Raw genomic sequence first — 13,783 nt, forward strand, 5'->3', positions numbered from 1 at the left:
TAAAACGTTAGTTTCAACCGAAAACCACCGGACACCGGATTATCAGAACTGGTAATGAGCGGATGAATTTTTTGAGGGGTGACTGTATGGAGGGATGCAATGGCTATTGACGAGGCCGACCAATCGGATGCCGGGGACTTTTCTGAGGGGGAGGCGTCCGACCCTGCGTCGGAGGACGAACGGGCCCACGAGTCGGAGCCGAGATCGAACTCGGCCATCCGCGTTGGAACGTACACGTGGGAAGAGTTCATGAACGAATACGGGTACGGCGACGAGGCATCAGTCCTGTATCCGGACGATCCCAAGCAAGCTGACGCGGACGATCAGCTCGGGCTCGACACCGCCGAGGACGTTGGGACGACGGCCCCGAGCGGGGACGACTGGAATCAAGTCGAGTTCGATCCGGAAGCATATCTCGGACACCACCCGGACGACCTCGCGAACCACGTGTTACCGATCGCGGGTGACAATGCGGACACGCTCTGGGAACGCTTCTGTGAGTACGCCGATCCCGAAACGACGCCGGTCGTCAAGGATACCTGGACCTGGGAACACTTCAAGTGGGAGTATTACTACGAGGACGACGGGAGTCGCCCGCGAGACGGTGACGGGGAGATCGTCCGCCACGACGAGGAGGACGCTCTCGGCTTCGATCCTGACACGATAAAGGGACACCTCGCGGCCGGCAACGACGCCGCGCTGGAACTGGACGATATCGTCGAGGAACGGACCGTCAACATCCAAGAGGATATCGAGGAAGACGAGTTTTTCTCGACGGTTGCGGGCAATACCACCGTCTCCAATCGCTACGATCTCGAGAAAGCGGTGCCCTTCGAGAAGAAGACTCACTTCCGCGAGATCGAGCGCTACTGGGTGAACAAACCCTACGCCTACGTCATCATCTTCCACTCGGAGAAGGAAAACGAGAAGAAGTACTACATGATCGAGCCGTACCAGAACGAGATCGAGAACGAACTCCAGGAGTTCCTCTCGGGCAAACTCAGGACGGCGATCAAGTACTCCGAAGACGGTATCAAAGAGAAAGCGACCGAAGACGGCCGACGGATGGTTATCGAGGACGAAACGCGGCGGCTTCTCAAGCGATACGATCTCTTCGAGGCGACCTCCGGTGACACCTCGGAGGGAATCCTCGAGACGCTCCGGGGGCTCCTCGACGACGAAGACGAGGAGGAAGTCGACAACGGGCCGAGTCAACTCGGGGGAATCGAGGTCAGACCCGAGCCGGCGATCCTCGCGGACGATCCGGACACGTTAAGCGAGTACCAGGTCGAGAAACTGCTCTACCAGCTCAAGCGGGACTTCATCGGGTACGAGCGCATCGACGGCATCAAACACGACATCAACGTCGAGGACATCTCCGTCGACGGCTACAACTCGCCGGTCTTCGTCTACCACTCCGAGTACGAACAGATCATCTCGAATATTTACCACGGCGAGGACGAACTCGACGACTTCGTCGTCAAACTCGCTCAGCGCTCGGGGAAGGGGATCAGCAAGCGGCTTCCACAGGTCGACGCGACGCTGCCAGACGGCTCGCGTGCACAGCTCACGCTCGGAAAGGAGGTGTCAGCTCACGGGACGAATTACACCATCCGCCAGTTCAAGGACGTCCCCTTCACCCCGATCGATCTCATCAACTGGAACACCTTCTCGCTCGACGAGATGGCGTTCCTCTGGCTCGCCATCGAAAACCACAAGAGCCTGATCTTCGCCGGAGGTACTGCATCGGGGAAGACGACCTCGTTGAACGCCGTCTCCCTGTTTATTCCCTCGAGCGCGAAGATCGTCTCTATCGAAGATACCCGTGAGGTCGAACTCCCCCAGCGCAACTGGATCGCCAGCGTCACCCGCCCCTCGTTCGCCGACGACGAGCAGGGTGATGTCGACGAGTTCGACCTGCTCGAGGCCGCGCTGCGCCAGCGGCCCGACTACATCGTCATGGGCGAGATCCGTGGCGAGGAGGGTCGGACGCTGTTCCAGGTGATGTCGACCGGTCACACCACCTACACCACCTTCCACGCCGACTCCGTCGATGAGGTTCTCAAGCGGTTCACGACGGACCCGATCAACGTCTCGAAGACGATGTTCACGGCGCTGGATCTGGTCTCGATCCAGACGCAGACCAGAGTTCAGGGCCGGAAGGTCCGCCGGAACAAGTCCCTGACCGAGATCAACCACTACGAGGCCGAACACGACGAGATCAACGTCCAGGACGTCTACCAGTGGCAGGCCGAAACCGACGAGTACCTCAAGATGGGGGACTCGAACACGTTAGAGGAGATCCAGTTCGACCGCGGCTGGAGCAACGAGAAACTCCAAGAGGAGCTGTTCAAGCGGGAAGTCATCCTCGCCTATCTCATCAAGAAGGGGCTGAACACGTACGCGGAGGTTGCCGCGACGGTACAGGCGTTCATCAACGACCCGGAGACGATCCTCACCCTCATCGCGAACGGGCAACTCGAGGACAGTCTGGAGGACCTCCGCGAGATGGAGAGCGTCCTGATCGACGTCGATCCCGAAAAGGAGGAACTCGTCCCGCGCCCGGATGCGAGCAGCGAGACGTACAATCTCTCGATGGACCTCCTCGAGCGGGCCGAAGAATCCCTGTTCGAGGAGTACCGGGGGAAGGTCCCGAGCGGCCTCGCGAGCGCCCTCGGCGACGTCGAGGCGGAGAGTACGATCGATGTCGGCCGCGCCGACAGCGAGGAGTTCGACTTCGCCGGTGAGGTCGACGAAACGGTCGACGAGGACGAGTGGGAACTCGGTGCCGGCTCGTCGACGTTCGCCGACGAGGACGATGACGGCGGTGACGAACCGGCGTGGCTCAGCGAAGAGACGGGGTTCGCCATCGGCGGTGATAGTGACAGCGACGAAGCTACTGCAAGTGCGACCGACGCCGCTTCCACAACCGATGTGAGTACGTCGGACGGTGCGTCCGACGCCGGCGGTCGTTCGACCGCGATCGAGCCGGCACCCACTGTCGATGAAACGTCGGACACCGACTCCTCGAGCGGCGGTTCACAGCCCACGACTGCGCCGGGTACCGAATTGACAGCGGGAACGGGGACAGCCGATTCCGAAGCTGTAGCCGGTGGGGAGGCGAAGACAACAGCGGATCGGTCGACTGACTCGAGTCCACCCACGGGAGCAGACGGTGAGGGAGCGGACTCGACCCAACCCGAGTCGACCGTACTCCCGACCGACGACGCCGAGGACGGCGATCTGGGCGGACTGTTCGACGATATGGGCGAGACGATCGACGAACTCGATAATCCCGACGCCGGCCGAAGGGAGCGCAGCGAGGAGTCGACGACCGCCCAACCGGATACCTCCGGCTTCGACTCGATGTTCCCGGAGGACGACCTCGCTTCGATCTTCGATCCGGATTCGTCCGACGACGAGCCGGATACCACCTCGGCGGCCCCAACGGATACTGATACCGGCCGATCGTCGGCCTCGAGCGACGCGGACGGACCGGAGACCCCGACGATCGACGTCGACAGCGAGTCAGCCTCCGATAGGGACGAGTCGAACACCGAACCGCCGACGATTGATATCGATGACGACACCTCGAATCCGCGGGACGACGGGGCTGACGACGCGAACGACGGCACGGAGGCGGCAACCGGCGAGCCGGCAGCGATCGACGACGCTACCGATACCGGTGCCGACACCGATTCCGATGGTGCTGCTGACACCGATTCCGATGGCACTGTCGCTACCGATGCTGACGATGGCACCGACGTCGAATCTGATACCTCCTCCGAGACGGATACCGACGCCGCAATCGGTGGCGACGAGGGTGACTCGATATTCGGCGGCGGATCTGGCTCCATCTTCGGCGACGACGAGGACGGAGCTGACGATGACGACGGCTCGCTGTTCGATGAGAGCGAGGCGGGTGACGACGGGTCGATCTTCAGAGACGACGAGACAGATTCCGGTGACGAACCGACGGACGGCAACACTGGGATTTTCGACGACGAAACTAACGCGGACGGCACTGAAGACGGAACCGACGAAGACGGAACCGACGCGGACGGCACTGAAGACGGAACGGACGAGGACGACGCATGAGTCTGCAAACTGACGACAGTGGCGGCTCGGGGATGTCGGCCAGCTCCGACGCGCTGGGTGACCGGTTCTACCCGATGTACGATCGCCTGTTCGGCGAAGACAGCGAGTTCGTCGCCGACATCGAGACGAAACTCGCGCAGGCCCGGATGAGCGATACGGTCGAGCTCTACCTCTCACGAGCGATCGGAATCGGGTTCATCAGCGGCCTGAGTCTCTGGCTGGTCGGCCTGATGCTCGGCTACGGCATCTTCGCGATCGGTCTCCTCTCGAACGAGGCGCTTATCGGTATCCCAGTCGGTCACGGACTCCTCCTCAGTATCATCGAACTGCTTCGGGTACCCGCCGTCGTCTTCTTTACCGGGCTGATATTCGGCTCGATCGGCTTCGCGGTCGGGTTCGGATCGATGGTCGCGATTCCCTACTCTCGCGCCTCGGCCCGCAAGCGCGAGATCAACATGCTGATGACCGACTCGGTCTCGTTTATGTACGCCCTGTCGGTCGGCGGCCTGAACCAACTCGAGATCATCGAGGCGATGGCCCAGGCCGACGACACCTACGGCGAGGTCGCGCGGGAGTTCCAGAGCATCGTCAAGGAGACCGAGTACTTCGATATCGACTACCGGACGGCGATCCGGAAACAGGCACTCCAGACCCCGAGCGACGATCTCTCGCAGTTTCTGACCGACATGCTCTCGATCGTCAACAGCGGCGGCGACATAGAGAGCTTCCTCGAGGACAAGAAGGAAAAGCACATGCGCACCGCGAAGCAGGAACAGGAGCTCACCCTCGAGACGCTCGAGCTCTTCGGCGAGATGTACATGACGCTGTCGCTGTTCCCGCTCCTGTTGATCATCATCATGGTCGTCATGAAGATGATACCGAACGCGAACGTGACGGACCAAATGCTCTATATGGTCGTCTACGGGCTGATTCCGATGATCGGCGTCGGCTTTCTCGTTCTCGTATCGACAGTCAAGCACGACGAGCCCGGCGATGGCTACCTTTCGATGGGAAACACCAGCCAACGGACCGAAACCGGGCAGAAAGGCGGACTACTGAGCCTCGGACTCATCGAGCAGTTTACCGGCGAGCACAGCGTCTTCGACCGGGTCAAGAACCGCGAGGGGACCTATGAAACGCTCGAGGTGCTGCGGAAGCCCCACCTCTTCTTCCGAGATAATCCTCTAGTTACGCTCGCGTTGACCGTGCCACTGGTGTTGGTCATCGTCGTGACAGCCATGGTAACCGGGTCGGCTCCCACCTCCTGGCAGGGGATACTCGACAGGCCGATCTGGGGAACGTTCATCTACGTCTATTTGCCCCTCTACATCACGGCGATCCCGCTGTCGATCTTCCGGGAGTGGAACGTTCGACACCGCAACTCCGTCGTCAACAAGCTCTCGGAGGACCTGCGTAAGCTCTCGAGTTCGAACGATACCGGGTTGACCCTGCTCGAGTCGCTCAAGTCCGTCTCCGATACCACGAACGGGAAACTCGCTCGCGAGTTCGAGATGATGCATACGAAGGTCAACTACGGAACGAGCCTGAAGGAGGCGCTCATCGAGTTCAACAACAAGTACCACATTCCGCGACTCGCCCGGACGACTCGACTGATCACCGAGGCCCAGGAAGCGTCGAACCAGATCTCGGACGTGCTCCGGACGGCCGCGACTGCGAGCGAGAACCACGACGACATCGAACGGGAACGGAAATCGCGGACTCGCATGCAGATCGTGATCATCATCATGACGTTCATGACGGTGCTGGCGGTGATCGCGATTCTCAAGACGCAGTTCATCGACACGATGGCGGGACTCAACGCCGGCGGTGGCGGTGCCGAAGCCAGCTCTAGCGCTGGCGGGGGGAGCGGAATGGAAGGGGCCAACCTCAGCGAGAATATCGACGTCGACATGCTGTCGGTGTTGTTCTTCCACGCGGTAACGCTGCAGGCGATCATCTCCGGATTCATCTGCGGATACATCCGAGACGCAGACCTGTTGAGCGGATTGAAGTACGCGATCGGCCTGTCGTCGATCGCACTCATCGGCTGGATGTTGGTGGCCTAAGATGATCGGGAAACGAACGAACAAACGCGGTCACCGGCTGCAAACGGGGCGACCAGGAACGATTTCGGTCTCGTTCGATGAGCGAGGCCAGACCACGCAAGACTTCGCCGTCGGGATCGGCGTCTTCCTGCTAGCGATCGCCTTCGTCTTCTCGTTTCTGCCGTCGGTCATCACGCCCTTCGACTCGTCGGTCGGTGGGGCCGAAACGGCACAGGCCGATCGGATCGCGGATCTGGTCGTTCACAACGTTTCGACCGAGACGGCAAACGAGATCAACGGGACGAAATTCAATACCACGTACGCGAACGGAAACCTGACCGAGACGCTTGGTCTTCGATCGAGTAACGGAAACCGAATCGATCGGGTAAACGTACGCATCGAGAAGCTCAAGAGCAAAACTTCGATCGGGGACCCGGGTGAGTGGACCGCTGGAGACACCTACGAGAATCAATCAGCAGCCAGTTCGGCGCGGATCGTTACGATCGATGGCGATCCCTCGGACTGTAATCCCGCATGTAGACTCGTGGTGAGGGTCTGGTGAAACGATGCCCGGAATAGATATCATCGATTCAGAAACCGACCGCGGACAGGCCTACACCCTCGAGGGCTTCATCGGTGCGATGGTCGTTCTGATGGCCGTCCTGTTCGCACTGCAGTCGGTCGTGATCATGCCGACGACGGGCGGCTTAGCCGACCGGTCGGTCCAGGCGCAGATTCAACAGGAGGTACAAGACGCCCTGGTCGTCTCGAACCAGGACGGGAATCTCTCGGAAACGATTCGGCGGTGGAACGAAAGCGACGGTGGGTTCGAAGGTGCGAACCAACCGGAAGCACCCGGCGAGGACGAAGAGAACCAGACCTACTCCGTGGACCGATTCGCGAACGAATCCGAACTCGGACAGATCCTGAAGGAACGCTTCGCTGAAAAGGGGTGGAGCTATAACGTGGAACTCCATCCGGAGAGCGGCGGCGAGCGAACGCTCGTGTATCAGGGGAGTCCACCGGCGAGCGCTCAGACGGCGAGTTATACGGTTACGCTGTACGACAATCAATCGGTAACGTCCGAGAGCGGCAACGACGACACTCTCGAAGAGGCCGAGAGCGATGGATATGCGGTTATTCCGCGCGAACACAAGGATGACACACCGCTGTACAACGTCGTCGAAATTCGGGTGATACTATGGTGAGCGAACGTCGCGAGCGCGCACAGGTAATCCTCATCGGTGCCATCGCCCTCGCGTTCATCATTCTGGGTATCGTCGTCGTCTTCAACGGCGTTCTCTACACGGAGACCTTGTCCTCGGGCGGGACGAGCCAGAGCGCGAGTGACGCTGACGTCATCGAACTCGAGGTTGAGCAGAGCGTTAGCTGTTTGATCGCACATGTCGAAGAGGAATCGGGCCCCCTCAATTCGACGTTACGGAACAACGTCGAGGAAAACATTTCAAAATTCAGCAAATCATATCGGAATACGACCATTCATTCGACACCGACGGCCGTAAATGTCGGTACTGACGACGCGCTTGTCGTCTCACCTATCGTACAGAACGTTACCGTGATTATTACGTACGATTCAAATACCCACAGCTATAGACAGAAGAAGACCATTGAACCGGGGGATTGCCCCACTGGAGGACCATGATTGAACGGCAGACTGGGCGAGATCGGGCAGTCTCTATTTCGCTTACTCACGTCCTGACGATCGGCATCACGACGATCCTCATCGCCATGTTGCTGACCAGCGCCGGGACCATGCTGGAAACCGAGAAGGACCGCAGCGCAGACTCTTCGCTCGAGACGATCGGCGAGCGACTGGCCGACGAGATCGGTAACGTTGACCAGATCGGAAGTCAAACAGACGATGTGACTGTCAGGACCGATCATCCACGAACGGTCGCAAACTCGCGGTACACCGTCGAGTTACTTGAGGACTGTAACGCACCCTTGCTCGAGGGGACCGACTGCGTGAAGCTGACGGCACAGGACGTCGATGCGACCGTCCACGTACCGATCAAAACCGCTGCGACTATCGACGAGAGTTCGACGGCCGGTGGAACGATTGCAATCGTCTACGAAAACGGCGAGATACACATCGAGGACGGGAACCAATGAGACGGACACATCCCAGAATGCTGACTCGGCGGCGGGGTCACGACCGGGCGGTATCCGATGTACTCGCGTTCATCCTCGTCTTCGCGATCATCCTGAGTTCCGTCGCGCTGCTGTCGGCGACCGGTTTTCAGGCGATGGAGGACTATCAGGAGGGCGAACAACTGCAAAATGCCGAACGGGCGATGGACGCGCTCGCGGTGAACTTTAACGATGTCGTCCGGTACGACGGGATCGAACAGCGCTACGGTGAACTCTCACTTCGGGAAGGAACGGTCTCGACCGGTGATTCCGGGACGAAGCTAAACATCTCGATCAGTGGCAGGGATCCAATTGGGACCGACAGTGGTGAGTTCGTCGGCTACGGAGACGGAACGACCGCTGATCTCGGCGAATTTGCGTATACAACGGACGGAAATCGTATCGCGTACGAAGGCAGCGGTCTCGTTCGAGGCGACGAATCGGAATCGTGGAGCACCGTCCTCAAACGTCCACAGCTTCGGTGTGGCGACGACGTCGCACTTCTCTCGCTCGTAACGATTTCGGCGGACGATCGATCGATACAGAGCAGCGGCGGACTCGGACTCACGATGTCCGTCGAAGACCGGAGTAGCAGAGTCTACCCCGGTGAGGACAACGTTTCCATAACGGTAGTCGACTCCGCGTACGAGGACGCCTGGAATTCGATGCTCGAGAGCGAAGGATGGGAGCGGTCAGGAGGGGACACCGGCACCTGTGACTTCGGGGGCCCCAGTAGTTCCGGACGAGTCGTCGTCACCATCGTCGACGTCGATCTCACGTACTGATTGCTGACTCTCGTCATTCCGTCTCCCAGTCCCCGGTGAGCATCGCTCGCAGTCCCGCTCGAGCGGCCAGCACCTCGACACGGGCGGCGCGCTCGTCGACGTCGCCGGCCGTTTCGAGAACGAGGCCGTTCGAGAGCCGTTCCGGGGCCTCCATGGGTGAGCCGTCGGCACAGGTCGGATCAGCGTTAAGAAGTGTCCGATCGCCCTCATCCGGAGACCAGGGAACGTCAACGCCGGCGAGTCCGCGCTCGAGGAGGTAGTCGGCGGCTTCCACGAGTGCCCCTGCAGACGTCGAGTGTCCGATCGCACCGATCGAACCCCGATCGTTGAAGAATCGCACGACGTATTCGCCGTCCTCGTCGCCCTCTCGTTCCCGGTTTTTGTCGTCGTCCGTCTCCGTATCGGCCGTCGTCCGGGTCGAGTCCCCGTCTCGAGCGGGGGCTCCCGGCCGGTCGGTGCTGCCGGTCGTATCCGGACTATCCGTCTCGCTCTCGAGATCGGTATCCGCGCTCGAGTCCGTGTCGATGGCCCGCTCACTCGGCGACTCGTCCTCGCTGATCGTCGACTCGCTGAACCGGATCGAGACGTCCGTGGCGTCGTCCGGTGACGCTCTTCCGTCCTCGGTGAACGCGACGACGAGCTGATCGAGGAACCTGTCGGCCGCGGCTTCAAATTCGTCGGCGTAGAGCTCACCCTGCGCGGTGTCGTCCGCGAGTCCCTCGGCGATCGACTCGACGAGCCTCGGCCGTTCGACCGCGAGCCGTCTGGCGACGTGGCCCCGAGTGTGTCGCCCGAGTCGCTGTCCGACCGCCGCCCGCGAATAGTCGGCGACCACAGATTCGTTCGCGGGGAGTGCGGCGCGCTCGAGCGCGTGGTATTCGACGTCCGTCGTTCCGGCCAACAGGAGGTACTGGCGGCCGTTCGTGTAGATCGCGCGGTCGACGCTCGTCCACGCCATCGCCCGGCGGAGGGCGTTCGCTCGCGACTCCTCGAGCGAGTCAGTCGCGGATTCGGCGGCGAGGAACAGGCCCGGCACCGAGTCAATGGTCGGCACGTACTCGAGACGGACGTCGTCGACGACCCGATCGGTCACGCACGACTCGGCGCGGACGGCCCAGCCGAGCGTCTCGAGGAAGGGCTCGACGAGCCACGTTCGAGTCTCCCGCAGGGTAGTGGGCGGCGAGGAATCAACCAGCGCCGCGGTGCGGGCGACGAACGCATCGAGGTCGAGCGAAGGCATTCGTCGGACGTATTCGGCGGACCATCATGTAACGATTGGGTATTTTCCAACACGCGAACCCGCATCGTCTCGATCGCGGTCGGAACCTGAAATCGCAACCTCCTGTTACGGACGTCGGTAACCGACGAATTAGGATTCGGAACTCGAGTTCGGACGCCGGTCAGGTCGGCTAGCGTCCGAACCGTCGCCCTCTCGCTGGTAAATCCGCAGGCGCGCCTCGCGGACGTCGAACGCCGACTTGAGTGTCGGCGGGATCGTTTCGGCCTTGCCGATGACGAGGTAGCCGTCCCGTCGTAGCGACCGCGCGATCGTCTCGAGCATCGGCTCCTTGTACGCGTTGTCGATGTAGATGAACAGGTTGCGACAGATGACGAGGTCGAATCCCGACTTCGGCTCGTCGTTGATCAGATCGTGGCGCTGGAAGCGGACCGATCGTTTCACGGCGTCGCCGATCCGGTAGGTCCGACCGTCGACGTCGACGTAGCGGTGATAGTCGTCGAGAAAGGAAAGTTGCTCGTCCAGATCGATGGTCCGCGATTCCTCGTAGACGCCGTTTCGTGCCGTCTCGAGCGCCGGGGAACTGATGTCGGTCCCGAGGACGGAGACGGCCGACTCGTCGATTTCGGGGTCGTCGTGGGCGAGCATCGACACCGAGTACGGCTCCCGTCCGTCGGCACACGCGGCGCTCCAGACCCGGACCGTGTTCTCGGTCTCGGAGAGCCGCCGGAGGATCGTCCGAATGCCGGCCCAGACGTCGGGGTTGCGAAAGAACCCCGTGACGTTGATACTCAGCGCCTCGAGGAGCGCGTCCTGTTCGTCCGGATCGGAGCGAAGCGTTTCGAAGTACGTCGCGTAGCTATCGTTCTGGGTGCGGCGCATCCGCGAGGAAACGCGTCGGTCGAGATAGCTGTCGTTGTAGTGGCTCGTCGCGAACGCCAGCTCGTCCTCGACGAATTCGAGAAGGGTGGTAAACGCATCGTCACCGTCGACTGCTTCCCCATCGTCAGCGTCGGAACCGGTGCCGGCAGCGCCGTTGGCGGTCGTATCCGTATCCGTCTCCCCACCGCCGTCGCCGATCACAGCTCTGTCACTCCGTTGTCGCCGTCCGAGGTCTTGACGGTGAGCACTCCCGTTCCCGGCGTAAACTCGACGGTACGGCCGTATTCGCCGCCGACGTCTTCCGCCTCGAGCGGGACGCCGAGCTTCTCGAGTTCGCTCTTCGCGGCGGCGATGTTTCGCTGCCCGACACCCTCCCCGAAACTCTCGAATTCGAACATATCGCTGCCGCCGGCGATTTTCGCCTCAACAGTGGTGTAGTTGGCACCCTGCTCGACCATCCGGCGCAGCAGTGCGCGGATCGCCGTATCGGCGTACTTCCCGGGTTTGCGGTCGCTGTTATCGGCGGTGTCGCCGTCGGGCAACATGACGTGTGCCATCCCGCCGATTTCCGAGCCGGGATCGTACAGCGCGATGGCCAGGCACGAACCCAGCCCGTAGGATTTGAGCGTGTCGTCGCCGTCACTGACGACCAGTTCCGAGATGCCGACCTGGACCGGTGTCGGTGCGCCCGGTTCGGTGCCGTACGTTTTCATGCGTTATCGACTTCCTGAAACTCCGCCGTCGTCGGGGCGTCCTCGATCCGATCGACGTCGAGATTGTTCAGCGCCCGCTCGAGGTCCGATTCGTCGGGGATCGCGTACACTTCGCAGTCGAATTCTCGGCCGTCGGCCATGACGACGGTGTCGAAGACGAACGCGAAGTCCTGATTCTCGCCGAGCTGGATGATCACCGGGTCGACGGCCGCCGCTCCGATGTCGTGGATGAACTCCGGCGGCGAGTGATCGATCGTCGTATCCAGGACGTTCGCCCAGCCGTCGAGAAAACCGCTGGCCATGATGTTGCCCAGTTCTTTGATTGCGCTGGTCCCCATCTCGCCGAAGCCGTCTTCCTCGATTTCCATCGGCACCATCGCATCGACGATCTCGTGGGCCGACTGCTCGTCGAACAGGAAGAGGAGATAGCCGCTTGGCATCCCGTCGAACTCGAATGCGACGCCGACGAGTTTCTCGTTCGCTACCTGTTCCGGAATCGCCTCGAGCGAGACGAAGTTGAGCCGACGGATCTCGACGCTGGTGTCGATCCCCGTCAGCGTGGTCGCCGTCTTGGCGACCTCCTCGGCACCCCGCTCGGCCATCCGATCGAAGCCGTCGAGTTTGTCGTACTCGATGCCCTCGCTGGTTCGCAGTCGCTCGAGGAGCGTCGCCATCGACTCGCGTTTCGGGAAGAGGTAGTGACTGAATCCGACCTCGGTGCCGACGGTCTCGATTCGACTCTGGAAGAGCAAGGCGAGGTCGTCGTCAGCCGGGGCCTCGTCGATGTCACCGAAGAACGGCTCGGCGGATTGGCCCTCGACGAACTCCGGCGTCGAGACGTCGATAACCGCCTCGAGCACGTCGGCCCAGCCGTCGATGAAACCGCTGTTGATGATGTGGCCGACCTCGGTCGCGGCGCTTTCGGTCATCTCGTCGAACTCGGTAATCTCGCCGACATCGGTGTTGACGTCCGCGTCGGGATCCGCTTCCGCGAGCAGCGTTTCGACGATACGGAACGCGTTCTCGCGCTCGAAGACGACGACCGAGTAGCCTTCGATCGCGCCGGTCAGCTTGACCCGGACGCCGACCTTCTCGGTCGAGTCCTCGAAATCGCGCCGGATCTCCTGGCCCCGCATGAAGTTGAGTTTCGTCACGCCCAACTGCGTCTCGACGCCGAGCATGTGCGTCAGTCGACCCGCCGCGAGGCCGGCCCCCTCTCGAGCCATTCGGTAAAACGTGCCGAGCGCGTTGACGTCGAGTTTCATGCGGGTTGGACTTCGATGCCGTTGACCATTTCCACGAACTCTTCGAGATCGGGGAATGCGTAGATCTCGGCTTCGATCTGGTAGCTGGGGACCGACAGGTCCGAATCGAAGAACAGCGCGAGGTCGTCGCCACCGAGCCCGGCCGTCCGGGTGACGATGTCACCGGTCGGCGCGTAGACGAGCTGGGGGGCGGCGATATCGATCGCGCGCCCGAGCACGTCGGCCCAGCCGTCGATGAAGCCGCTGGCCATCATGTTCCCCATCTCCTCGACGGCGCTGCGAGCCATCTTTCCGGAGACATCTCCCATGTCATCGACGACGTCGCGAAGCATGATCGCCGTGATCTTCTTCGCGCTCGCCTCTGGGAAGAGAATGAGGATGTGTCCGTGTGGGGGGTCCAGCAGCCGGACGCGCACGCCGACCCGCTTCCCGCCGTCGAGCTGGGACCCGATGTCGTCGACGTCGATGAAGTTCGTCTTGGTCACCTCCATCTGGGCGTCTTCGCCGGTCAGTTTACTCATGTTGTCGGCGACGCCGTTCGTCCCGACCTTCGCCATCTCGTTTATGAAGCTCAACTTTCGAATATCGACCATCATCGTCATGGATT

At 61.3% G+C, this 13,783-nt stretch carries 12 protein-coding genes; 7 read left to right on the forward strand and 5 right to left on the reverse strand.

From position 1 onward, the window contains the following. The first annotated feature begins 99 nt into the window (after positions 1–99). From LDH74_RS01550 to LDH74_RS01580, 7 genes are read left to right on the forward strand one after another with little or no spacing between them, the layout of a single operon-like run. Complete coding sequence (locus tag LDH74_RS01550) at positions 100–4,098, forward strand: ATPase, T2SS/T4P/T4SS family (protein ID WP_226040882.1); 3,999 nt, start codon at positions 100–102, stop codon at positions 4,096–4,098. Beyond that, positions 4,095–6,164, forward strand: coding sequence for a type II secretion system F family protein (locus LDH74_RS01555; RefSeq protein WP_226040883.1), 2,070 nt, complete (start codon positions 4,095–4,097; stop codon positions 6,162–6,164). Before LDH74_RS01550 ends, LDH74_RS01555 begins: the two co-directional genes overlap by 4 nt. A 1-nt stretch (position 6,165) precedes the next feature. Then, on the forward strand, positions 6,166–6,705 hold the full coding sequence (locus tag LDH74_RS01560) for a hypothetical protein (RefSeq protein WP_226040884.1): 540 nt from the start codon (positions 6,166–6,168) through the stop codon (positions 6,703–6,705). A gap of 4 nt (positions 6,706–6,709) precedes the next feature. Continuing rightward, the gene (locus LDH74_RS01565; RefSeq protein WP_226040885.1) at positions 6,710–7,351 is read left to right on the forward strand and encodes a hypothetical protein; all 642 of its coding nucleotides are present in this window, start codon (positions 6,710–6,712) and stop codon (positions 7,349–7,351) included. Next, positions 7,345–7,806, forward strand: a complete 462-nt coding sequence (locus tag LDH74_RS01570) for a hypothetical protein (RefSeq protein ID WP_226040886.1) — start codon at positions 7,345–7,347, stop codon at positions 7,804–7,806. The genes LDH74_RS01565 and LDH74_RS01570 overlap by 7 nt, the downstream gene beginning before the upstream one ends. Continuing rightward, positions 7,803–8,276 (forward strand): hypothetical protein, encoded by a 474-nt coding sequence (locus LDH74_RS01575; protein ID WP_226040887.1) that lies wholly within the window; start codon positions 7,803–7,805, stop codon positions 8,274–8,276. Before LDH74_RS01570 ends, LDH74_RS01575 begins: the two co-directional genes overlap by 4 nt. Next, complete coding sequence (locus LDH74_RS01580) at positions 8,273–9,079, forward strand: hypothetical protein (protein ID WP_226040888.1); 807 nt, start codon at positions 8,273–8,275, stop codon at positions 9,077–9,079. Before LDH74_RS01575 ends, LDH74_RS01580 begins: the two co-directional genes overlap by 4 nt. 13 nt (positions 9,080–9,092) lie before the next feature. On the opposite strand, the gene LDH74_RS01585 is transcribed toward LDH74_RS01580, so the two are convergent. From LDH74_RS01585 to LDH74_RS01605, 5 genes are all read right to left on the reverse strand, one after another. Beyond that, the gene (locus LDH74_RS01585) at positions 9,093–10,319 is read right to left on the reverse strand and encodes a hypothetical protein (protein ID WP_226040889.1); all 1,227 of its coding nucleotides are present in this window, start codon (positions 10,317–10,319) and stop codon (positions 9,093–9,095) included. Between the two features lie 129 nt (positions 10,320–10,448). Next, a complete protein-coding gene (locus tag LDH74_RS01590; protein WP_226042583.1) occupies positions 10,449–11,396 on the reverse strand; it encodes a protein-glutamate O-methyltransferase CheR in 948 nt (315 codons plus the stop codon). Continuing rightward, positions 11,396–11,911, reverse strand: a complete 516-nt coding sequence (locus LDH74_RS01595) for a chemotaxis protein CheD (RefSeq protein ID WP_226040890.1) — start codon at positions 11,909–11,911, stop codon at positions 11,396–11,398. The genes LDH74_RS01590 and LDH74_RS01595 overlap by 1 nt, the downstream gene beginning before the upstream one ends. Next, positions 11,908–13,176 carry a chemotaxis protein CheC gene (locus LDH74_RS01600; RefSeq protein ID WP_226040891.1) on the reverse strand — a complete coding sequence of 423 codons (1,269 nt, stop codon included), beginning with the start codon at positions 13,174–13,176 and terminating at the stop codon, positions 11,908–11,910. The genes LDH74_RS01595 and LDH74_RS01600 overlap by 4 nt, the downstream gene beginning before the upstream one ends. Next, on the reverse strand, positions 13,173–13,778 hold the full coding sequence (locus tag LDH74_RS01605; protein ID WP_226040892.1) for a chemotaxis protein CheC: 606 nt from the start codon (positions 13,776–13,778) through the stop codon (positions 13,173–13,175). The genes LDH74_RS01600 and LDH74_RS01605 overlap by 4 nt, the downstream gene beginning before the upstream one ends. Positions 13,779–13,783: the final 5 nt, after the last annotated feature.

This window comes from Natrinema sp. DC36 (assembly GCF_020405225.1).
In the GTDB taxonomy this organism is placed as follows: Archaea; Halobacteriota; Halobacteria; order Halobacteriales; family Natrialbaceae; genus Natrinema.

Coding starts and splice junctions, on each gene's coding strand:
- LDH74_RS01550 (WP_226040882.1), top strand. CDS start 100: ATGGCTATTGACGAGGCCGACCAATCGGATGCCGGGGACTTTTCTGAG.
- LDH74_RS01555 (WP_226040883.1), top strand. CDS start 4,095: ATGAGTCTGCAAACTGACGACAGTGGCGGCTCGGGGATGTCGGCCAGC.
- LDH74_RS01560 (WP_226040884.1), top strand. CDS start 6,166: ATGATCGGGAAACGAACGAACAAACGCGGTCACCGGCTGCAAACGGGG.
- LDH74_RS01565 (WP_226040885.1), top strand. CDS start 6,710: ATGCCCGGAATAGATATCATCGATTCAGAAACCGACCGCGGACAGGCC.
- LDH74_RS01570 (WP_226040886.1), top strand. CDS start 7,345: ATGGTGAGCGAACGTCGCGAGCGCGCACAGGTAATCCTCATCGGTGCC.
- LDH74_RS01575 (WP_226040887.1), top strand. CDS start 7,803: ATGATTGAACGGCAGACTGGGCGAGATCGGGCAGTCTCTATTTCGCTT.
- LDH74_RS01580 (WP_226040888.1), top strand. CDS start 8,273: ATGAGACGGACACATCCCAGAATGCTGACTCGGCGGCGGGGTCACGAC.
- LDH74_RS01585 (WP_226040889.1), bottom strand. CDS start 10,319: ATGCCTTCGCTCGACCTCGATGCGTTCGTCGCCCGCACCGCGGCGCTG.
- LDH74_RS01595 (WP_226040890.1), bottom strand. CDS start 11,911: ATGAAAACGTACGGCACCGAACCGGGCGCACCGACACCGGTCCAGGTC.
- LDH74_RS01600 (WP_226040891.1), bottom strand. CDS start 13,176: ATGAAACTCGACGTCAACGCGCTCGGCACGTTTTACCGAATGGCTCGA.
- LDH74_RS01605 (WP_226040892.1), bottom strand. CDS start 13,778: ATGACGATGATGGTCGATATTCGAAAGTTGAGCTTCATAAACGAGATG.